Source organism: Flavihumibacter sp. UBA7668 (assembly GCF_002483205.1).
Lineage (GTDB): Bacteria > Bacteroidota > Bacteroidia > Chitinophagales > Chitinophagaceae > Flavihumibacter.
Genome location: NZ_DLHM01000005.1, coordinates 871,402 through 893,106, shown reverse-complemented (window position 1 = coordinate 893,106; position 21,705 = coordinate 871,402). Strand labels below are relative to the sequence as shown.

23 protein-coding genes are annotated in these 21,705 nt (G+C 41.6%); 4 read left to right on the top strand and 19 right to left on the bottom strand.

Annotated features, from left to right (window positions below; genetic code table 11):
• Positions 1 to 10: 10 nt before the first annotated feature.
• The 5 genes from B2746_RS15930 to B2746_RS15910 form a co-directional block, all read right to left on the bottom strand.
• Positions 11 to 346, bottom strand: coding sequence for a four-helix bundle copper-binding protein (locus B2746_RS15930; protein ID WP_290795889.1), 336 nt, complete (start codon positions 344 to 346; stop codon positions 11 to 13).
• A complete protein-coding gene (locus tag B2746_RS15925) occupies positions 339 to 869 on the bottom strand; it encodes a hypothetical protein (protein WP_290795887.1) in 531 nt (176 codons plus the stop codon). The genes B2746_RS15930 and B2746_RS15925 overlap by 8 nt, the downstream gene beginning before the upstream one ends.
• A 78-nt stretch (positions 870 to 947) precedes the next feature.
• Positions 948 to 2,141 carry a threonine aldolase family protein gene (locus B2746_RS15920; protein WP_290795885.1) on the bottom strand — a complete coding sequence of 398 codons (1,194 nt, stop codon included), beginning with the start codon at positions 2,139 to 2,141 and terminating at the stop codon, positions 948 to 950.
• Between the two features lie 15 nt (positions 2,142 to 2,156).
• Positions 2,157 to 2,792: a response regulator gene (locus B2746_RS15915; protein ID WP_290795883.1), complete on the bottom strand. Its 636-nt coding sequence runs from the start codon at positions 2,790 to 2,792 to the stop codon at positions 2,157 to 2,159.
• 11 nt (positions 2,793 to 2,803) lie between these two features.
• A complete protein-coding gene (locus B2746_RS15910) occupies positions 2,804 to 4,837 on the bottom strand; it encodes a sensor histidine kinase (protein ID WP_290795881.1) in 2,034 nt (677 codons plus the stop codon).
• Positions 4,838 to 4,985: 148 nt separating this feature from the next.
• Between B2746_RS15910 and B2746_RS15905 the strand changes: the two genes are divergently transcribed.
• Both B2746_RS15905 and B2746_RS15900 read left to right on the top strand, forming a co-directional pair.
• A complete protein-coding gene (locus B2746_RS15905) occupies positions 4,986 to 6,206 on the top strand; it encodes a hypothetical protein (RefSeq protein ID WP_290795878.1) in 1,221 nt (406 codons plus the stop codon).
• 43 nt (positions 6,207 to 6,249) lie between these two features.
• A complete protein-coding gene (locus B2746_RS15900) occupies positions 6,250 to 7,827 on the top strand; it encodes a hypothetical protein (protein ID WP_290795877.1) in 1,578 nt (525 codons plus the stop codon).
• Between the two features lie 51 nt (positions 7,828 to 7,878).
• On the opposite strand, the gene B2746_RS15895 is transcribed toward B2746_RS15900, so the two are convergent.
• The 5 genes from B2746_RS15895 to B2746_RS15875 form a co-directional block, all read right to left on the bottom strand.
• Positions 7,879 to 8,880, bottom strand: a complete 1,002-nt coding sequence (locus B2746_RS15895; RefSeq protein ID WP_290795876.1) for a type II toxin-antitoxin system HipA family toxin — start codon at positions 8,878 to 8,880, stop codon at positions 7,879 to 7,881.
• 2 nt (positions 8,881 to 8,882) lie between these two features.
• The gene (locus B2746_RS15890) at positions 8,883 to 9,209 is read right to left on the bottom strand and encodes a HipA N-terminal domain-containing protein (RefSeq protein ID WP_290795875.1); all 327 of its coding nucleotides are present in this window, start codon (positions 9,207 to 9,209) and stop codon (positions 8,883 to 8,885) included.
• Between the two features lie 4 nt (positions 9,210 to 9,213).
• The gene (locus B2746_RS15885; protein WP_290795873.1) at positions 9,214 to 9,426 is read right to left on the bottom strand and encodes a helix-turn-helix domain-containing protein; all 213 of its coding nucleotides are present in this window, start codon (positions 9,424 to 9,426) and stop codon (positions 9,214 to 9,216) included.
• Between the two features lie 72 nt (positions 9,427 to 9,498).
• A complete protein-coding gene (locus B2746_RS15880; protein ID WP_290795871.1) occupies positions 9,499 to 10,044 on the bottom strand; it encodes a hypothetical protein in 546 nt (181 codons plus the stop codon).
• Positions 10,041 to 10,517: an RNA polymerase sigma factor gene (locus B2746_RS15875; protein WP_290795869.1), complete on the bottom strand. Its 477-nt coding sequence runs from the start codon at positions 10,515 to 10,517 to the stop codon at positions 10,041 to 10,043. Before B2746_RS15875 ends, B2746_RS15880 begins: the two co-directional genes overlap by 4 nt.
• 178 nt (positions 10,518 to 10,695) lie before the next feature.
• Between B2746_RS15875 and B2746_RS15870 the strand changes: the two genes are divergently transcribed.
• Positions 10,696 to 12,075: a Fic family protein gene (locus B2746_RS15870; RefSeq protein ID WP_290795867.1), complete on the top strand. Its 1,380-nt coding sequence runs from the start codon at positions 10,696 to 10,698 to the stop codon at positions 12,073 to 12,075.
• Here the strand turns inward: B2746_RS15870 and B2746_RS15865 are convergent.
• From B2746_RS15865 to B2746_RS15825, 9 genes are all read right to left on the bottom strand, one after another.
• Positions 12,041 to 12,595, bottom strand: coding sequence for a DinB family protein (locus tag B2746_RS15865; protein ID WP_290795864.1), 555 nt, complete (start codon positions 12,593 to 12,595; stop codon positions 12,041 to 12,043). The genes B2746_RS15870 and B2746_RS15865 overlap by 35 nt on opposite strands.
• Before the next feature lie 100 nt (positions 12,596 to 12,695).
• Positions 12,696 to 13,283 (bottom strand): hypothetical protein, encoded by a 588-nt coding sequence (locus B2746_RS15860; protein WP_290795862.1) that lies wholly within the window; start codon positions 13,281 to 13,283, stop codon positions 12,696 to 12,698.
• A gap of 40 nt (positions 13,284 to 13,323) precedes the next feature.
• On the bottom strand, positions 13,324 to 14,109 hold the full coding sequence (locus tag B2746_RS15855; protein ID WP_290795860.1) for a DUF4249 domain-containing protein: 786 nt from the start codon (positions 14,107 to 14,109) through the stop codon (positions 13,324 to 13,326).
• A gap of 53 nt (positions 14,110 to 14,162) precedes the next feature.
• Entirely contained in the window at positions 14,163 to 16,478 is a 2,316-nt protein-coding gene (locus B2746_RS15850) for a TonB-dependent receptor (RefSeq protein WP_290795858.1), read from the bottom strand.
• 136 nt (positions 16,479 to 16,614) lie between these two features.
• A complete protein-coding gene (locus B2746_RS15845) occupies positions 16,615 to 16,797 on the bottom strand; it encodes a hypothetical protein (protein ID WP_290795856.1) in 183 nt (60 codons plus the stop codon).
• Positions 16,798 to 16,799: 2 nt separating this feature from the next.
• Entirely contained in the window at positions 16,800 to 17,144 is a 345-nt protein-coding gene (locus B2746_RS15840; protein ID WP_290795854.1) for a hypothetical protein, read from the bottom strand.
• 524 nt (positions 17,145 to 17,668) lie between these two features.
• Positions 17,669 to 18,001: a hypothetical protein gene (locus B2746_RS15835; protein WP_290795851.1), complete on the bottom strand. Its 333-nt coding sequence runs from the start codon at positions 17,999 to 18,001 to the stop codon at positions 17,669 to 17,671.
• 42 nt (positions 18,002 to 18,043) lie between these two features.
• Positions 18,044 to 18,400 (bottom strand): hypothetical protein, encoded by a 357-nt coding sequence (locus B2746_RS15830; protein ID WP_290795849.1) that lies wholly within the window; start codon positions 18,398 to 18,400, stop codon positions 18,044 to 18,046.
• Positions 18,388 to 20,628, bottom strand: coding sequence for a ComEC/Rec2 family competence protein (locus B2746_RS15825; protein ID WP_290795847.1), 2,241 nt, complete (start codon positions 20,626 to 20,628; stop codon positions 18,388 to 18,390). The genes B2746_RS15830 and B2746_RS15825 overlap by 13 nt, the downstream gene beginning before the upstream one ends.
• Positions 20,629 to 20,993: 365 nt before the next feature.
• Here B2746_RS15825 and B2746_RS15820 point away from each other — a divergent pair, with 365 nt between their 5' ends.
• A complete protein-coding gene (locus B2746_RS15820; RefSeq protein ID WP_290795845.1) occupies positions 20,994 to 21,566 on the top strand; it encodes a hypothetical protein in 573 nt (190 codons plus the stop codon).
• The last annotated feature ends 139 nt before the right edge of the window (positions 21,567 to 21,705 follow it).

The window sequence follows — 21,705 nt, the reverse complement described above, 5'->3', positions numbered from 1 at the left end:
ACTAGTATTTTTAAGATAAAAGCAGGCGGCATTCTTCGGCACAATGTTTACAAAGCACGGCTGTTTCCTGACAATGTTCATGCTCATGTTTTTCGCATTCCACTGCGCAGGATTCACAAACTTCGGCACACAGTGTCAGGATAGTGAAAACAAACGGGCTCTGCATGGCCAGCAGATCTGCTGTGGTTTTACATACACTGGATGCTTCCATGTTCAACTGAATACAATTCCGCATCTGTTCCAGATTTTGTTCTTTCAAACAACTGGCAGCGCAATACTCCGTTGCTGCATAGGCCCTTAAACAGGCTTCCACGCTGGCCTTATATTTAACATGAAGATTATCCATAACTAATTTTCTTGGCTGTTAAAGGATTCATTAAAGATTGAAACAATTCCAATAATTTTTCTGTATTGGTATTGAGGGACAGGATTACCATATTGGCGGCAGAATAATAATATTTTAACAAACGCTCCGGTTTATTACCCGTAAAGAACCATTTCCATTTACAACGATTGGTTTCGAGATAGGCATCCAGACTCGCCAGTCCGCGGCAGAATTCAGGATCAGGCAAATCCAACTCTCCACCCATGAAGAATAACTGACCGGTTTGATTGGCTGGCAATTGCTTTAGCAAATCCGGCAATAATTGGATGGTGGCTGTTGCCTGAGCAAAATCATCCTTTACCAACAGCATAAAATCATTGGCAGGAATACCCAGTGCCTGTCTTGCTACAGACCGATCCAACGGCGCATAGTTGAGATTGCGGTAATCACGCTGTTCGCCAGTAATAAAATGGGTATCGCCCAGCATAAAGGAGCCGGGTAAGGCAAGACTGGCTTCATTGGATATAATGGCGTTGTTTCTCATACCTTGGACATTAAAATTATTATGCCAGGGCAGGATGCATATTATACCTCAAAATTCATGCGAGTATGGGGATTTATATTAGCTGTTTGTGGCTTTTTTTACACTGTTTCTAATCGCCGTTACGACTTCAATAGGACTCCTATACAAAAGGGTTTCATTAACAGTGACAGGAACCCGTCCATTTTTGTCCGGCCGCCCCATCCAAACCCCATGCGCTTCTCTCATTTCTTTTTGGAAAATCGGGCCATTGATTCCCTGGGGTAATTGTAAGAAATAAATATTGGTGCCACCCGGAATCGGCTGGATAGAACAATCTGGGAGTTTATTTATTCCTTCACTGATTTCAACAAAAGCCCTAATCGAACGCTTCAATTTATCTTCAAACCCCTCCAGTTTATGCAGGGCCATGGCCGCATTGGTCCAGTTGCCATACATAGATCCCCCATGTACTTTCATTAAATGCGGCACCTGGCTGATCAGGGATTCCTTTCCGCAAAGAATAGCACCTGATGAAGCGCCGAGATACTTATACAAAGAAATATAAACCGTATCAAAATATTGGGCATACTCCCGGATAGAATTTCCCGACCAGGCCGCTGCCATAAAGAGGCGGGCACCATCCAGGTGAAGGGGAATTTTCTTTTCTCTGCAATAAGCACTGATGGCTTTGATTTCTTCCAGCGGAACCTGCTGCCCATCTGCCCGGCGTATCGGATTCTCAATGGATACTGCTCCAATGCCAGATGCAAACACTTCTTCACTGGGTAGCCCTTCAATCGCGAACTTTAATTCCTCCACTGTAAAAAAGGCTTTACCCATCCCCAAAGGAACCAGTCGTTTTGAAAAAACGGTTTGGGCTGCATCTGCCTCATCCCGGTAAATATGACTGAGGTCCTGGAGATACACTTTTGCCCGGTCGCCGCTTAAAAGGGAAATAGCCAGCTGATTGGCCATAGTACCGCTGGGCAGGAAGATGGCTTTTTCCATACCGGTAAGTTTCGCCATTTCCTTCTCCAGATCCTCCACAGAGCCACCTATCCCATAGCGATCCTTGCCAACTTTCCCCTTTGCCTGCAATTCATTCAGAATCCGGAGATAGGCATCCGGCTCCATAAGATCGCCATCACCAAAGAATTTAACGATAGGTTTTATGGCAACCTTTTGTTGAGCAGTACCTACCTGAGCAAGTCCGGGGATGGAAGGAAGCATGGCTGGCAGCAATCCCAAACCGGCAGACTTCAAAAAAAATCGTCTTCTGTTGCCCTTATCCATTGAACGGTATTTCGTTCAATTTAATAATTTCTGGTCCAATGCCTGCCTGATAAGTTGCTGCGTACTGTTAACATTCAGCTTTTGCATGAGGTTTTTTCGGTGCGTCTCCACCGTATAATGACTAAGAAAGAGCTTCTCGGCAATCTGCGGACCAGTTAATCCCTCATATAACCAATGTAATATCTCTTTTTCCCGGCGGGTCAGTACCGGTCTGGCATGAACCGCATCCAGTACTGAATTAAATTGCTCCAGTATTTTCTGATTAGCGGCCTTGCTTAAATAAATCGCCCCACTCATTACTTCATCTATCGCTTTTATTAATTCCTCCCGCTCCATATTTTTCAACAGATACCCATTTCCGCCATTGGCCAGAAAGGAACTGATGATGCCTGCCTCATTGGTAGAGGTCAGGCCTATTATTTTTGTGGCTTTATTAAATTTCCGGATGATGGAACAGAGTTCGATTCCATCTGTATCCGGCAGATTAATATCCAGTAAAATCACCTCCGGGTTAAGTGCTTTAATCTGCTCAACCGCCTCTGCTGCATTTTTACAAATCGCCACAACAGAATGATAACCCGAACTGCGGATCATTGTGGAAACGCCTTCTCCTACCAGTGGATGATCATCCACAATTATGATACTTATCATTATACTGCAACTTACTCATTTATTAAAAATTCCATCATTACTGTTGTACCTATTCCTTTTTCCGAATCAATGGATAACTGTCCGTTCAGATAAGTTACCCTGCTTTGAACGGAAGACAATCCCGCATGAACTGCGCCATCTGATTCCTGCAAATCAAATCCAGCTCCATTATCTTCCACAGTAATGGTTAACCGATTCTCAATTTTATTGAACTGGATAATCGCTTCTGATGCACGGGCATGTTTGATAATATTATTCAACAATTCCTGAATGATCCGGTATAACATAATTTCAGTGGAAGCATTGAGCCGTTGATCCATTCCATATTCCAGCATGGTCACTTTCATTTGCCGGGTTGCAGAAATGCTGTTACAAAACTCCTGAACCGCCTGCAAGAGACCCATTTTTATTAATACATCCGGCATCATATTATGTGCAATTCGTCGAACCTCCTCAGCTGCCGTATCAATCAATTCATAACTTTTAGTAAAGAGCCCATCTTCCTTCAACTCAGCATTCTCGTGCTGCAAGGCACTGAAATGCATTTTCACGGTAGAGAATAAGCCACCCAACCCATCATGCAGGTCTTTTGCAATCCGGGTACGTTCCATTTCCTGTCCATTAACCATCGACTGGAGTGAAACCACCTGCTGTTGTCCCTCCAGGAATTTAATCTGTTCGGTTTGAAACACCCGATCCTTTTCAGCAAGAATGCTACGCTGTCTGGTTGTCAGATATAATAACGATAGCAGAATAAGTGTAACAGCAGCAATACTGGCGCCGATCCATAGCTGTTTATTTCTTTTAGCCAGTGATAATTCATTGGATATATTGGACAATTGCAGTTCTGCTATTTCTGTTTCCTTTTTCTGGTTCTGGTATCTGGATTCCAGAAAATTGATCTCCTTTGTTTTTTCCTGGTCATATATGAGTCCGTTTATCTGCCTGGCCTCCCGTTCAAACTGATAGGCTTTCGCATAGTCACCCTTCTTTGCATAGGCTTCTGCAAGCAGGGAAGCTGATTTGCGCATAATGTTCTTAAGATTGAAAGCCGAAGCGGAATCATAGGAAATTTGTAATTGCCGGATAGCTGCCGGAAGATCCTGTTGAAGAAAATAAATCCGTCCCGATCGGAAATAACCATCCGCCAGTTCATTTTTTATTTTTAAGTCTTTAGCAAGGGTAATTGCATCATTGGCATGAATCATGGCTAAAGGATAGGCCTTTTCAATATCGGCAAAATAATCTGCGCTCAGTTTGGTATGCATCAACCCATAATCTTTCTTTTGAAATACACTCCATTCATAATCCCGTACACCTGCCCCCATTTTATCCAGGGTTTGCTTCGCCATTGAGATGCTGTCCACCCGAATATAGTTCTGGTAATATTCATAATAATATTCCATTTTCAACCGGTTCGACAAAGAATCAAAAAACATCCGGGTCCGGTTCAGGTATTCCAATGCTTTGGCTGGAATTTCCAATTGCCGGTAATCACTGGCAATATTGAGATAGATAAGTGCCCGGTTATTGAAATTCTTTGGCGTTGCCTTTTCTACAATTTTCATCGCCTCCAGACGGTTCTCCAGCGAACTGCTGAAATCTCCATTGATGTTGTAAATACCGCCCAGGTTATTATAGGCCATCATCAGGAAACGATTCTTCAAACTATCGTTGGATAATTTACCCGCTACACCAATCACTCCATTAAACAATTCAATACTTTCCGCCCAATTCGATTTGCTTCGGTGGTAATTAGCCAAAATAAACTGTCCCTGTAATAAACCCGATGTAAACCTGATTTTCTCCGCCAGCTTTCCTGCTTCCAGGAGTCGCTGTACACCAAGGCTGTCCTTTTCAAGGTGTTTGATTTCATAATTTGCCAGCACCTGCATGGCTTCCACCCTGGCAGAATCAGATTCCGCCAGGTGAATCAGCTGGTGCAGACTGTCTTCGTTTAACTTTTGTGCATGCAGTGCTGTCATCCAGCTTAAGGCTAGTGCCAGCAACACAATTTTCCGTTTCCGCATCACCCTTCCAATCATACTATTTTTTTATTGTGCCTTAAGGTAGAACTGTTCCATTGAATCTCTATTACCTCCATTCAGGTATTTTTTGAATTCAAAATCCGCCTGGTTCCGGTATAGAAAAGGGGCATCCGAAATACAAACTTTACAGCAGAAAATTTATTGTATGCTGTTAAGAATAACCCTATTGCTAACCGTTATAATCAGTGCTTTTGGCGTTTTTGCGCAGGAAGAAACTATCAATAAGCGGATTTCACCCAAGGAATTTGCTATCCCCGCTTCACCTGTATTTGATGTCATGGGTGTAACCCCTTCTCAGGTAAACCGAACTGCCGATATCAAGGATTTCAAGGTGGACTGGTCCTTTAAATCATGGCGATTGAATCCCAATCTGGCATTGCAATCGCAGCCTGTCTGGGAAATTTTCTACAATCGGAAAGACCTGAGTAAATACCAGGCAGCATCGGGTTTTATGCGAAAAATGGCTTCCCTTGATCTTTCTGTAGGATCAGTACAGGATGAAAACGAAGACCGCCGGATCGGATTTGCACTTAAAGCCAACCTCTTCCGCAAACATGATCCGCTCATGGCCAAAGAACTTTATGCGGATATAGGCGAACGTTATAAACAGGAAAAAACCGACCTGCAGGCAACCCTCACCCAATTGGAAAAACAGCTCGACAGCACCACCAATATATTGGAAAAGCCCGCATTACGTGATCAGATAAAAAGCACAGAAGAGCAATTACTTTCCATCAATTCCAGACGTAACAATGAAATCAATGAACGGGCGAAACTATTTACAGCAGAACACTGGAATGCCAGTTCACTGGATATTGCAGTAGGCAGGGTATACTCTTATCAAACCGATGCCGAAGGCTCCCTGAAATCACTCCGACTCAATCGAAATACCGGCTTCTCCGGTTGGCTGAATGGCAGTTTGGGTATGGGCAAGAAATTACTGCTCTCCGGACTTTTACGAAGCAGCTGGTATGAAGAGGAACTGGAATTCCAGTTACGAAACACCCAAAGCGGAGAAGAACAAACCGCCCTCGCTGTGGCAGACAATATGTTATTTACCATGGGGATGAACCTTCGTTATGGCGGACCTTATTTCAATTTTTTCGCCGAGTTTTTATATGAGCGCAAGGGACTCAAAACGCCTACCGAAGCCCTGGAAAAAGTATTCGGAGCTCCCACCGGATTTGAAGTGGTCGGCAATACCGTAAAATGGGATGTGGTGCAACCCAATACCATCAGTTTCGGTGGCGACTGGCGATTCAACAGAAGCGTGGTACTCAACTATGGCATGCGCTGCATTTTTGATCGCAGCTGGACCTTCACCCGTTTTATTCCGGTGGTTTCCATCGCCTGTATGATGCGATAACCAACTCTATTTCCACCATTATCAAAAACATAAATTAACCTGTATGAAAAGGATGAATGCTCCTATTTTTTTACTATCCGGCCTCTTACTGGCCAATGGTTTAACCGCACAGTTTTCGTCTATTAAAATGCCGCTGGCACCCGGTCAAAGAAAAGCAACTGCAACAGTAAACCTGAATGGATTAAGTACCAGCCAGGCAAAAGTATCCGTTGTTTATGGCACGGATTCCATGGCTGTTTTGAATGCATTTAATATGCAACGACGCGATCCCTCCAAATATTTTGAATCCCCTGCAACACTGGGTTCCGTAACCAATGGAACCACCCTTGCATCGGTTGTGTTCCCACACAAAAACAAAGCAGCAGGGAGGAGAGAAAAAATTTATTCCCCAGGCACCAGAATTTTTTATGCCTGGGCAAGAACCAATACGCCCACCGGAGCAAGCAGTGAATTGACCCTGAATAGTCCGGTTCGCAGTTTTGTAATGCCTCGTCCGCTTACCATTGCATACCTCGGTGATTCCTATGCATCCGGTGAAGGCGCCAAAGGAGATGCCTGGATGCATGACCCCTGTCATCGCTCATCCAAAAGCGGCGGTGAACTGGCGATCCGAAAATTAAAAGCGGAACGCCTGGACATTGAACTGGATTATATCAATACCACCTGCAGCGGAGCGCGTTTGCTGGATTTCTTTGCCGTAGCACAACCGGTTGAGCCAGGCAAGACACCTGTTAAACAGGGGATTCAGGTGGATCTGGTCGACAATTGGCTAAACAGAAACAACTACGATGCATTGGATATACTCCTGGCAGACGGTGGAGGAAATGATGTGGGGTTTGCGAATGTGGTATCAGCCGGATTATTATCCTTTTTCAAGGAAGTGCGGGAAGATGCCCAATTGATGGGAGATGTTCGCCGCGAATTAAACCGCTTACCCGAAACCTACAATCTGTTCAAAAACTACCTGGAATCAAAAATGGATGTAGGCAGAGTGATCTGGTTTAATTATCCCAACCCAATGACAGGCAATCCACTTCCCGGGGGCGGATACGATGCCAATCTCTGCAAACAGGATAATGGCAGGGCACTGGCACCATGGGATTGCTGGGGCCCCTTGGAAAATCAGATGAGCGATGCCGACTGGCGTTTTGTACATGATAATATTTTCCTTGCCTTAAACCAGCGGGTACAACAGGCGGCCACAACACATGGCTGGGATTTTGTGAATGTTGCCAATGAAGCATTGAGAAAAGGGATCTGTAATTGCGAAGGGTATTTCAATACAGTGGGACAATCCATTTTTTTACAGGGTGATCAGAATGGAACCATGCATCCGAATGCAAATGGATTCAGAGAAATATACAGAGATCCTTTATACAGTCAACTGGACAGATCCGTTAACCGTTTTCATTCAGATTTTATTGCCGATGCCAGAGAACGTGCCATTGCAGCAGCCAAACAAAAAGCAAAAGCTGCAGCAGCATTTAAAGCCAAGATGAATCAGTTAACACAGATGGTCAATGAGCAAACCCAATTGAGCAGGAAAATAACCGGACTCAAATTACTTAAGCCACAGCCCATTCAACCACCGAAACAACTAAAACAACTGAAACAACTATAACCACGAAGAGAACCGTTGCTGCGAGAGCAGTGCGGTTCTTTATTTAACAACTCACCCTCTAACTAACCAATTTTTCTTTGTCCTAAGCGTATGTAAATACCCTCTCTTGGTTGCCTCAGAAAGGAAAGATCTCTTTACCAGACTTTCAACTTTTTCCTCCTCTACCAAAAAAGGATCGATCAGTTTTTGAAGGCGATTATTTTCAATTCCAATTCTGTGCCCAAACTCAATAAAATCTTCTAAGCTTCGATGATAGGTTATCCTAAACGCATCAGATTCAAAATCATCAGCAAACAACCCCTTATCTAATGCAAAATCAGTATCGTCTACATGAATTCGGGTATTCACCAAATCATACGCCGGACTCAGAAAATGGTCTCCATTAATATTTTCGAGTATAGCAAAATTTTTAAGGTGTGCATCACCGTTCGAGAATAAATAATTAAAAACAACCTGTGTAAAATACTTTTCTATTTCAATCTGCCATGCAGGCACAAATTTAACTATCAGGCGGGCAGCTTCTTCATAAGAATATTCATATTTAAAGTTGTTGCCACCTGTTTTTTTGGTAAGCCCTGCCAGTGTTGCAAAATCTTCTTTACCCCATTTGCTACCATCACTTTTTATATCAAATCGCTTCGTGATATAGGCGGGTGTACCATCTTTAAAAAAGATCAGGCCGTTTTCAGCGGTATTTATTCCATACACCTGTGATGCAATCTGCATGGTCAGGTGTTCATTTGCCGGCACCTGATCAACTTTTTTTAGATCCCTCGGAATGGGCTTGAGGATATAAGTACCCTGTTCTCCTTCCCGAACCAGACGAAGTTGGTTTTTTTCAAGCAGGAGTGATAATTTTTCCTGAACTCCTGATATAGAAATGCGTTTCCGGTTATCCAGGAATAGTGCTGTTTCTACTTCATTTTTTTGTGGAGCATCATAGGGCAACACGTGACTTACCTTCTTACCGTCAAACATTCTGCGTAGAAATGCCGGACTATAAGTAGAATAACCTTCGGCTAAACTACCCGGACAATATTTTATTTCTGGCATACTCACTTACTAACCGGTTTAACTGTTATTGCCCCAATTGTATCATACTGCGCTGTTGCAGATAGCAATCCAAAATCATCGTCCTCATCAATTTTCAATAACCGGCATTGAAGTTGGCGGTTAGCACCTTCTGATAACAGGTTAAAAAAAACAGGAAACAGGTGATCGGCAACATGGAGCTGTTGTGATTTCGGAACTGTTACACTTACAGGAGGCTTTGATGAATCGGCAAAATATTCATCCGTATACCTGAACGTATAGCTGGTCGAATTTTCTTCTGTAAGAAGACCTGCCAATTGCTTGTTCCAATATATTTCAACAGATCTCATTTATTTACCTTTCTATTTTTTTTGCCTCCAGTTTTAATTCCATTCCTAAAACCGTAATCACTTTTTCTACCAGGTCAAGGGTTGGATTTGATTCCCCTCTTTCAAATCTGTAAAGAGAATTCAAACTGATATCAGCAAGTTCAGCCAAAACAGGTTGGGTAATATTCAAAGCCTTTCTCCTATCACGAATAGCTTTACCGATGACCTTTTTTAGCATTATACTGTGATTTTACAGTGAATTTAATAATTTTAAATGAAAAACTTGTCAAAAATCACACTATATGGTGATTCAGGCATTCAACCCTGCCTGCACCTCCCTTACCTGCCTCAGCCTGCCGGCCCAGATTTTCGAAAGCAAAATCAGCTGAATCAGCACCATAGCCAGTCCACCATATAATAACCAGCTTTTCTTATCCTCCAATTGAATCACCGATAAAAAGAAATAGAGAAAGCCTGCTGAAATCAATATCCGGCTGATCACTGAAAGAACAGCGAAATGCAGAAGGCGTTTTGTCTTCATAAAAATGGATTCCCGAATGGTTGCCCCCTCCGGTTGTCTTCTGGCAAAATAATAGCCCATCAAATTATGCGCGATTGCCAGCACCAGGGCAGTCACCAATCCACTATTCGCTGCAAGTGATTTATCATGCCCGTCAAAAAAATCATAGTAGACAATAAGAAAAAGGGTAAATCCTATCGACTCCAAAATCAGTTGGCGTCTGATTGGTTTCAATACCGGATGGGAAGCTTCCTGCATCATTCCGCTTATGGCTTCTTTTGTTTTTGGTTGTGTCGTCAGGTTGTTCCAGCCTGCTTTTAAAGGATCCTGTGTCATAGTGTAGTATTTAAAATTTGTTGAAGTTTTGTTTTGATTCGGTTCATTTTTACACCGACATTATTTTCGGTTATTCCGATGATGGCAGCAATTTCTTTATAGCTCAGGTCTTCCAGATAAAGGGTAATAAACGCTTTTTCAGCATCGTTCAGTTTTTTTAAGGCTGCAAGAAATTGTTCCTGCTGATCTGATAACTCTTCTACCTTCTCCTGCATTTCCGGCAATTCATCCGTATAAAATATCGGAGCTTTCTTTTTTCTGAAAACAGCCATCGCTGTACTGAGTGCAATCCGGTACATCCAGGTGCTGAACCCGGATCTTCCCTCAAACTTTTCTATTGATTTCCATAATTGGAAAACTATTTCCTGAAACAGATCTTCCCGATCCTCTTTTGAATCTCTGTACAGCGTACAGATTTTATGAAGGATGGCCTGGTGCTGATTGATCAATGCAATAAATTCCGCCACCTTCATGGTTGAAACATAAATTTGATTTACTAATTAGTTGCAGAATTGGAGATAAACTTACAGTCAGGGAGAAAAAAATGTGCAAGGAAGGCATTTATTTTCGCGACAAATATTTAATTATTTGTCGCGAAAATAAATATCCCGACATATTTTATGTAAATTTGTCGTAATAATATTCGCTACAATGAGCAGGCATGAAAAATACCGGAACGATTTCAACCAAATCAGGCATGCCCTTTCAGGTGAACCGGATGGCTTAACTATAGAAGCAATCGAAGAGCGGCTGCTGCATCCTCCAGACCGGAGAACCCTGCAAAGAAGACTAAAGGAACTTATCAATACCGGAGAATTGGTATCCTTTGGAAAAAGCCGGGCGGTTCGCTATAAATTTGACCAAACCTCTCTGGTGGAGGAGCCAGCCCTTTTAGAAGCAGGTCCCATTCATTTATCCTGGAATAGCAGAGATATATTAAGAAAGATTGCAGAACCGCAAGAGAAGCGAACACCTGTAGGCTATAACAGGGATTTTTTAGACAGTTACCAGCCAAATACAACCAGCTATCTTACAAAACACGATAAAGAAAAGCTGGCCGCATTAGGCATAACTGCTCAAATGGAAGCACCTGCGGGAACCTATGCCAAACAAATTTTAGAACGTTTACTCATTGATCTGGCATGGAATTCCAGCAGGCTGGAAGGAAATACCTATTCTCTGTTAGAAACGCAGCGCCTGCTGAAGGAAGGTGCAATAGCCGGTGAAAAAACACCCATCGAAACGCAGATGATTCTGAACCACAAGGATGCCATTGAATTTTTAGTCAATGACTCACCCGATATTGGAATCAACCGGTATACCATCCTAAACCTGCACGCCTTATTATCAGACAATTTATTACCTGATACGGCTTCCTCCGGTGCGCTAAGAAAACATGCGGTGGGCATCAATGGTTCTATATATACACCAACTGCTATTCCTCAATTAGTAGAAGAAATGTTCGCTTTGCTGATTGAGAAAGCGTCTATGATTGAGGACCCGTTCGAGCAGGCGTTTTTTCTTATGGTACAACTCCCCTATTTGCAGCCTTTTGAGGATGTCAACAAAAGAGTTTCCCGGCTGGCAGCCAATATTCCTTTAAACAGGAAAAACCTGGCTCCCTTATCTTTTATCGATGTGCCGGATAAGCTCTATGTAAAAGGATTGCTGGGTGTGTATGAATTGAACCGAATAGACTTATTAAAAGACGTGTTTCTTTGGGCCTATGAGCGCTCCGCCCGCTTGTATGCAGCGCAACGCCAAACCCTGGGCGAACCTGATCCCTTTCGCAGCAAATACCGCGAAAACATTCGCCGGCTGGTTGCTGAAATTATCACTGCGCCTCATGCAAAAGCGGCTGCCATTGACATTATTAAAGCTGCTTCTCTTACGCTGCCCAAAGCAGATCGGGAAAAATTTGTGTACGCGGTTGAATCTGAATTATTAGGTCTTCATGAGGGAAATTTCGCCCGGTATTTTGTTACGCCCTTACAATTTAAACACTGGCAGGAGAGCTGGAAGGTGGTATAGTCATAACATTCCAAAAATTAAAGTCCAGCATGGGTGCTTTGGAAAGACCAACCACATGCCCAATGGTTACAATTTGTCCGCGGTGGTAAGTCGTATGAATTATTAAATGCTGCAGGTATTCATATTTAGGAAAATTGGAGGAAAACCATTCCGACTCTATCAAATGGAGCTTACTCATTTCCTCCTTATTTTCCTTCACATAGTCTGCTAATTCTTTTGCCTCATTTACCAAATTGGAAAACTCAGTTGGAAGGTCCACTTCTGTTGCTATATACTCAAAAGCCGGGGTTTCAGTTCCGCGAATCATGGACGACCAGTACAATTGCGTATCGCTGATGTGCTTGAGTGTTTTGGCAATACTATTAAAACTGGAAGGAGATTCTTTGTACAATAATTCCGCCGGATTCGCCTGCAGCCAGTTTATCAGATTTTCACAGGCCCAAAGATTGTAGTCGATGTTTTGGTGATGGATTGTTGTAAACTCATAGAACAGTTTTTTTAAGGACTCCAATTTACCCAAAAATCAATTACTTACAAGCACCCGCTTTTATTTTTAGGTTATGAAGACTCCTTTTATTTTTCCAGGATATAAAAGACGCGAATATATAATTGGGCTTTACTTATCGCAGATTCACTTCATTAGCAATATCAATTAAATCCTTCTGCAGGTCCACCCGATTTTGAAATTTTGTATTAATCAGGGAGTCGATGCCGGAATAGCTTTTATAAAAATCCGTTAGTTGCTCTTTTACCTTTTGGAGTCGCAGTAAACCGGTTGATAAATAGGAATAAGTTCCGCCCGCTTTTTCAAACGTATAAAAACTACCCTGGTGTCTTCCGTTTTGATCAAGTGTTTCGAAGAAATACAAACTGGTATTGTTTCCCTGAACAAGCGGTTGCAGGAATTTCAGGTTTTTATCCGTCCCGGTTGGCTTGGAAATATAGCTATAGCTTTTATTGTGCAAGACAAACCCGAACGCCTTAATATCACCCGGCTTCATTTTTGTTGATTCATTGGCCGTATCGATGAGCTCCACTTTTAATAAAAGTTTACCCAAATCTTCTGCTACAAAAACGGATCGGGGAATTTTTATTTTTGTCTCCATACGATCGTTGGTGTTGGTTATATAATAACCAGGAACAATTGTTTGTGCAGATAGCGTACCAATTGCGCTGAGCAAAAGGATTAGTAAAAATGATCGTATCATTAAATAAATATAGAATAAATCCGGACAATCCGGTGCTAACTTACTTAACCTTGAATGCTTTTGACTGCACCGGATGCACGCTAAAATAACCCAAAGCGCCTCCTGAAATATTGGTAACCGGATTGGCTGGCGTAGCCTGCCCACTTCCACCCAGGGCACTGCGCGACAAACTATACCAATACTTATAAATAGCCTGATCTATATTTTGCATTTCAACAATAACCGAATCACCCAATTTGATTTCTTCCGGCTCATTGCTGTTTTCATCAGCAAAATAGAAGAGTTTGTTGTTTACATAACGTCCATCTGTGTAATCATCGCTTTGTACCGTAAACTGTTTAATCCGAACATTATTAATGTACTGAACAAACCGATAATAATTACCGCGACCAGGAGGATCCTGAAAATCTGCATTCACCACATTCTGTAAAGAGGAAAATACAAATTCACTGGTATTGTATACACTGTCCAGTTCAATACGTTCCGGCATCCGACAGGAGGCTGTAAATTGCTGCCCGTCTACTACTACCGTCAGCTTATACAATTTTCCGCTGGCAGCCTGCATGGTTGCATGTTGGTAAACCCCGGGAGCCGATTCGCTTAGGGTAACTGTCGCTGCACCTTCTTCCTCAATAGTAACAACAGCGCCGGAAATACCTGCAAAGTCGTTGTTGTCGTCAAAATCTTTTGTTTTACTAATCAAGACCTGCGCTTCCCCAGCTTCACCGGTAACCTGTGCTTCTATGACATATTTTTTTTCTGCACCTTTCAGGTTCAGCTCTATTACTTTTTCACAGGCGCACAAGCACATGAGTGACATTGCCATAAACAAATAATAAAACCTGTGTACCCTATTCTTTACCGTATGATACATACTCATTAGAATTTAAAATTGTAGCTAACAGAAGGGATAAACTTAAACAAGGCATACCGAACCGCTTCGGTACGAGAGGGGTCATCCTTATTATCTCTGAAATTAATGGTATAGGCGTTTTCCCGTCCATATGCATTGTAAATGCTGAAACTCAATTCTGCAGAATATTTCTTTCTTTTTCTTAACTGACAAGTAGCCCCCAGGTCAAGCCTGTGGTAGGCCGGAAGGCGGTAGGCGTTTCGATCGGTATAATAAAAAACCGTCTGGTCATCAACACGGTATTTGCCAGCCGGAAAGGTTACTGCATCGCCCGTATAATATACCCAGTTAGCCGATACATTCCATTTCGAATTGATCTGATAAGAACCTACGATGGCAAGGTCATGGGTTCGATCCTGCCTTGCATTGTACCAGCGATTAAAGTTAATTCCATCAATTTTGCGTTCCGTTTTCGATAAGGTATAGCTGATCCATCCGGTAAATTTTCCGGTACGTTTTTTAAACAGCCATTCCAAACCATAGGCTCGTCCTTTACCAAACAGCAATTGGGATTCTATTGCATCGTTATTCAAAAAAATATCGGCTCCGTCGCGATAATCAATCTGGTTTTGAAGCTGCTTGTAGTAGGTTTCCACACTTAATTCGAATCGATGTCCGCCAAAATTCCGGTAATACCCCAGCGCTACCTGATCTGCAATTTCCGGCTTTATAATATTGGTGCTTGCCAGCCATTTATCAGTAGGGTTGGAAGAAGTAGAGTTAGATACCAGGTGCAGGTTTTGTACATTCCGCACATAGGATGCTTTTATCGAACTCTGTTTATTAAATACATAACTGGCAGCAAGACGAGGTTCCGGGTTAATATAGGTTTTTACAAACTCCCCCCGTTTGTAACTGAAGGTATCCGTAACATTTCCCTCCTTATCGATGGCAAAATAATCCCCTTCTCCTAAAATACTGAATGCAGTCAGCCTTAGGCCATAGGTAATATTAACCCGGTCAGAAAGCTTCCATGCATCGGTAAGAAAAATCGAATTTTCCCAGGAATACCGTTGCTGCAGTTTGGTATCATTAACACCAACGCTATTTTTCGCATTAATTTCACCCGGACGTATCGTATGATAGATCGTATTTAACCCAAAGCGCAGGTTATGGCTGGTATTTGCATACCATTGAAACTCATGTTTCAAATTCCAATCGCGGATCACTGAATTAATGTCAAAATTATCACCACCACTGCGAATGGATATTTTGTATTTGTAATCGCTGAAAATCAGTGAGGTATTGGAGAATAGTTTATTACTGTAGATATGGTTCCAACGAAGGGTACTGGTTGTATTTCCCCAGTCTATTCCAAAGGTTTCACCAACCCCCAGCACATCCTTACCAAAATAACCTGATAAATAGAGACGATCCTTTTTGCCTAACTGATAATTTAGCTTCGCATTAAGGTCATAAAAATACAGTGTATTGGAATTGATGGAAGAATCGTTTGACAATTTCAAAAACAGATCCGCATAGGTACGTCTGCCGGTTAACAGAAAGGATGATTTGTTTTTCTGAATAGGACCTTCCACATTTAGTTTTGTGGAAATCAGCCCTATACCACCACTCACATTGTAATCCTGATTATTTCCATCGTTCATTTTTATATCCAGTACAGAGGATAACCTTCCACCGTATTGAGCCGGCATGCCGCCTTTGTACAGGGTCATGTCCTTAATGGCGTCGGAATTGAAGGTAGAGAAGAAACCCAATAAATGGGAAGCGTTGTAAACGGGGGCTTCGTCCAGTAAAATCAGGTTCTGGTCGCCGGCCCCGCCTCGCACATAAAATCCACTGTTTCCTTCGCCTGCCGATTTAACTCCGGGTAATAATTGCAGGGTTTTCAGAATATCCCGTTCACCCAATAAAACCGGAATATTTCTTATTTCGGAGGTTGATAATTTCTCCACCCCCATTTGAGGATTGCTGATACTGCGACTGTTACTACGAGCAGTTACCACCACTGTTTCCAGGCTGTTGGAGGCATCTTCCAACAGAATGGTCAGCTGCCTGTTTTTGTCCAGTTTTACAGTGGTTGTGTTGGAAGTATAACCGACGGCGCTGCAGGTAAGTTCATATTGGCCAGCCGGAAGCGTAAGGGAAAAAAAACCGTATTCATTGCTGCTGGTGGCACCGGCATTGGTAAATATGGTAACACCAATGAGCGTTTCGCCCTTAGCCTTGGATCGAATGGTACCGCTTATTGTAAAGCTTTCCTGCGCATAGGAAAAAAGAAACAGAAAGAAGGCTGCCAGGCTGGCAGTTAGTTTTTTCATCAGAATAAAGGGTTAATCATGTATAAACGCAAGACAAACGTAAGTGCCCGAAACGTTGCGTAGCAGGGAAAACTTATTTATCAGGATAAGATTATGTCGATTTAATAAGTCGCCTCACCAATTTCAAATGTATAAATCACTTTATCAAATAATCGGTATCAACAACCCATGTTATTCCTTGATCTTTATAAATGAAATCAATCAAAATAATACATATTCTACCGCCATTCAAATGCAGCTCCATCCCTAGTCCTAAACTCCACATTTGCCTACTTTCTAAACTACTAACAGAATACTCTCCTGCATTTATTTCAGCCATTCCTATAATTCCCTTTTGATAAGAAACTTATAGATAATGCCGTCTTTGATAAGAGTTAGAGTATCAGAATTTGGCAATTTAACAACCAAATTCCCTTTTCTTGCTAAAGAGGCAAAACTCTTATGATTAAATGAAGTTGGAAAGGATGAAAAAACATACTCCTCGCTATTATTTAATTTGAAACTATCACGGTGATATTTTATGTCTAAATACTCAATTGAACCATTTAATTTTGCTGAATATAATTTTTGATATGCTTCTGTAATATTTTTATCTGTATTCGGTATGCCATAAAATACAAGAAAAATTACAAGAATTAAAAGCACAATGCTAATAAAATATTTCATTTTCTAAAATCTTTTATGATATAAGTATTACTTGCACCAGCTGCCCAATTTATGGGAATTTTACCTACAGGCAATCCTGCTCCAGTCACACCTATTTTTCCTCCTGCAGAAATTCCAGCATAAGTACATATTGTTGGTTAATCTCATTTATCCGATCGTGTTTGAAGCATACTTTTATTAATATCAGAAATAGGCCCAGAGTAACTAGTTGCTCACAATTTGTATATTTCACAACATAATTTACTACCAAGGCTGACCGCACCACTTTTGATCTGAACGCTTGTAGGCGTCCCCAATATTCGGCCAGCGGAATTAGAGTTACCAATTACTTGAATTGTTAACTTTAAATCTCGAAAATGAAAAAGGTGAATTTTACCGAAAGCCAAATTGTTGCCGGTCTGAAGAAACACTTCAAAATGAAACACTCCGATCACGGGTACTGTTTGGCACCGACTACTATGTAGTCCGAAACCATAAAGCTGATAAAAAAATGCAGGCGGATTGGATGGGCGGGTTAAGCACCACTATCCTTCGTAACCTTCCGGCTCCTTGCTGTTGGCAGAAAAAATGATGGAACGCTGACGGATTGTTGCAGGATCATCCTGCCTTGTTTCTTTGGGTCTTACAACATTCACAATAACACGATTCCTTCCTGCCTGATTTTCAGTTTCAAGCGTATCGGAATCCTCCTGTAAAGCACTACCCTGCTCGTCCCATTTTTGTTTGATGGTGGGAATAGATGCTTTAGATACAGAAAAGGCCATTTCCTGATTTTTATCCTCCAATTGAGAATCCGGAACAGCTTCCATACCCTTCATATAGGTTTTCAAATATTCAATAATGGGATTGTTATCCATAACCCTTATTTTACTACATAAATATACCAAATATCCTGGTTTTTACCAACCCAGGCCTAAACAGCAAAATTGACGAAAAATCTTTAACTCAATCGCAACACTATAAGCATCAGCCAGGCGATGAGGTATACCAACACTGTACTTCTTTCTGGCATTAAATAACGCTAAAGCCGGAGCCTGACCAGCTTTAATATTGGACCAAAATAAATCATGCAGCGGCTGTCCATAGTAATTATATGGCTGTTTTCCAGGCGAATAATGTGTTCCCGTACATCCAATAAATGCCAAAGCGCCTGATTTTAAATAAGTTAATGCAATTGACTGATCGCTTGTTTTGGGCTTTGCCTCTTTTTGGGGTTGTATCTTACTGGCTCTGGGTGTAACTGTTAATGCCCCCAACAGCTACCTGTAAAAATCACAGAACCAGCTGTGTTTTTAGGTATTTTTTCAATATTAATTGCCTCTAATAAATATCCGTTTTCTTCCTCTCCCCAGAACTTTGTGCCATCAAAATCAGAACCATGGAGCATTAGATATACGGCCCCTTTTGCCATCTCCTGATCAAGATGTTCCGAAATAGCTGTTTCTGATACTTTAAAATCTTTACTGAAACCGGGAATTGAGTCAAAAACCTGTTTGGCAAATGGTCTGGCCACATTACGAATTCCGAACTTTGATTCAGGATTGCTCAAACTTGCATTTAATGAATTAAAAATCAATGCTGCATCCTTGCCATCCGGAATTCTACTAATAGGATATTCCGGTAAAGAATCATTGTCTAAGTCAGCATAACAATCGTCTGACCAAACAATAAAATTATCACTGTCCTTTATTTTATACCCTTCCAGTTCAATATTCTTCCTTTGCTTCGGAGTTAAAACATCTAATGGTTCGGATGGTACAATATCATACCCTCCAACCAGTACAATACCCTTACAATCTCTAATCCTTTGCTGAACTAATACTACAGCCTCCTGTATTGTTGTTGGATAAGGAAGATCAACTAATGGCGCCCGAAAATTATCTTTGATAAGATTGATTACATTTCCGGCTTCAGATTCACCAATATTTTTGGCCAATCCTTTTGATGATGTTACAAATAATAATTTATTAAACCGATCTGAGGTAGCAGGGGGCAAGGGTGGATAATCTACAACCGCCTTTTCACTCTTTTTTTTTTCAGGATCTATATCAATTGTGATAGTTACTCTGGTAGAACTATGTGGAATCTTTGCTTTTACCTCAACAAATGAATCGCTTGCTGATATTTCATTGGTAGCAGGTCCACCATTTTTTTCAGAAACCGTCGTTAGAGCCGAACTTCCTATAGAACCACCAGGAGGCGCTTCTGAAATTTTGTTTGCAGGCTGTACTTGTTCAGTAATGGTATCATCGGGAATATTGGGAGTGAAATCATTTGGTCTGCCTTTAGCTGGAAGTACCTCCAACTGCCCACCTGCTTTTGGAATTATACTTATTAGCCCATTTCTATCCGTACGCAGGAAATTAATCTTTCGATTTTGCTTTTTTAAAAACTGTAAAACTTTGGTATCGGGATGAGTAGCATCGTTTTTTCCGCCCGTATGAATGAATAGCGTTGTTTGATTCTCAATCCATCGACTAAATAATGCCTCACTAATGCCATTATAACTGGTATGATGTGAAAGTTTTACCACATCAAAAGGAATAAGCTGAAATATCGATTCAATTAATGAATCCATGTCCGTATTTAATCCACTTACTTCTGCTTTAGCTAATTGCATATCTCCAGCCAGCAAAGTTTTGGCACCTTTTGTATTATCACCAACAGAAAACACAATACTCTGATTGTTTTTTGCTGCACCCGGACCAGGCCTGTCCTCCAACCCGGCAACAAATGCATCTTCCTTAATTTTACCTACAATACTTCTATACGCTTCCATCATTTTCGACCGATCCAATTCATCAGAGAACATGGGGGAATCTTCAGAAATTGCAGCATCTGCAGATTGTTCCAACAAGTTTTTACAAATAATTAAATGCTCATGAGTGGGTCCTATAATTTTTAAACCAAAATCCGCAAACTTATTTTCTATTGATCCGTCCATTTTATCCACCCCTCTGAAAAAACTAACATTTGGCAACGATTCATACATTTCCCTGTATTTATCACTCAACTTTGCTACATCTTCAATAAATAATTCCAGTTCTTCATTGTTCATGTCGGTATGATCCTCTTCTGCAAGCAAAGAAAAAAATGTAGCACGCGGACTATCAGCCAAATGTGTAGCACGATCCTCCATACTAAAACCTTGTTCAGCAAATCCATATTCAGGATCAGCAAGGAGAGCATATTGTGGTTCGATATCCCCCATTTTAATTAGAGCAGGAAGGCACCCGATATGGTCACTATGGCAATGGGTAACAATCAATAAATCTATTACGTATGGCGGATTCTTTTTTAAGATCTTTTTTAATTGCCGGAGAATAATGGGAGAATCACCAGGATGGCCACCATCCACTAAAATTGACTTTCCGTCATGTGTAATTAAAATACAATCACCATATTTGGTATTACCTACATCCAGGAAATGCACTTCCATAGAAAAGATTTGGCTATTTATTAAAAGGTGCAATGAATTTAGCAATCCTAAATCAGCTAAAACCCGGTCTTTTTCCCATATTTAGTATGAATATTTTTCGTTATTATCTGGGATGTGCTAACCCATCTCTAATCCTCCACTCATCCATCACTCAAACACCATCTATCCCGCGCCACCACTGATACTTCACTGATGGATGAGTGATGGATGAGTGATAGACTATGCATCACTGACAAAATGGCTCGTACCACTAAATCAGGTTTCTGTCAACCGTTCTCCGATGCTTCGTACCTACCAAAAACGGAGGACCGTCCTTTTGTTCAAAAAACCGGCAGCTGCTGCACAGTATTTGTGTCAGTTATCCTGAATGCATTCAACACCATATTCTTTAATTTTTAAAATCAAATTCAATGTCCAACGTATCAAAAAACCTGCTCGTTAAAGGAGCAAAAGGAAAAGTAGGTGATCAGTTTATTTACAAAACCAGAGGTAAAAAAACCTTTATCTCCACCCTGCCCACCGTCAACAAAAACGCCGTTGCCACCGAGCAACAACTTCAGGTGCGCGATCTGTTTGGTGAAGCCTCCAATTATGCAAAAGGGGCCGTTGCCAACCCCGAACTCAAAGCCGCCTACGATCACAAAAAACCAAAAGGCACCACCGCTTTCAATATCGCGCTGCGTGATTACCTGAAAGCACCCGTTGTTAAAAAGATTGATGTATCCGACTATACCGGCCTCACCGGTTCTCCCATTATAGTAACCGCTAAAGATGATTTCAGAGTTGCCTCCGTAAAGGTCAGCATCCTTTCTGCTGCCGGTGAATTGATGGAAGAAGGCCCCGCCAGCCTCGACCCCATCAACTACAACAAGTGGATCTACACCGCCACTCGGGACAATGCCAGCCTTAGCGGCTGCACCATCCGGGCCATCGCCAAAGACATACCTGATAACACAGGATCACTTGAACTGGTGCTGCCTTAAGGGTATAACAACCACCCGCAAACGCGGGTGGTTTTTTTAATCTGTCCCTATTTGATTATTCGGAATTTTCTATTATTTTGGCTCTACCCCATGTACGTTCGTTCCCAAAAACGTCGATTCGTTCCTTAAAATGTCGTTT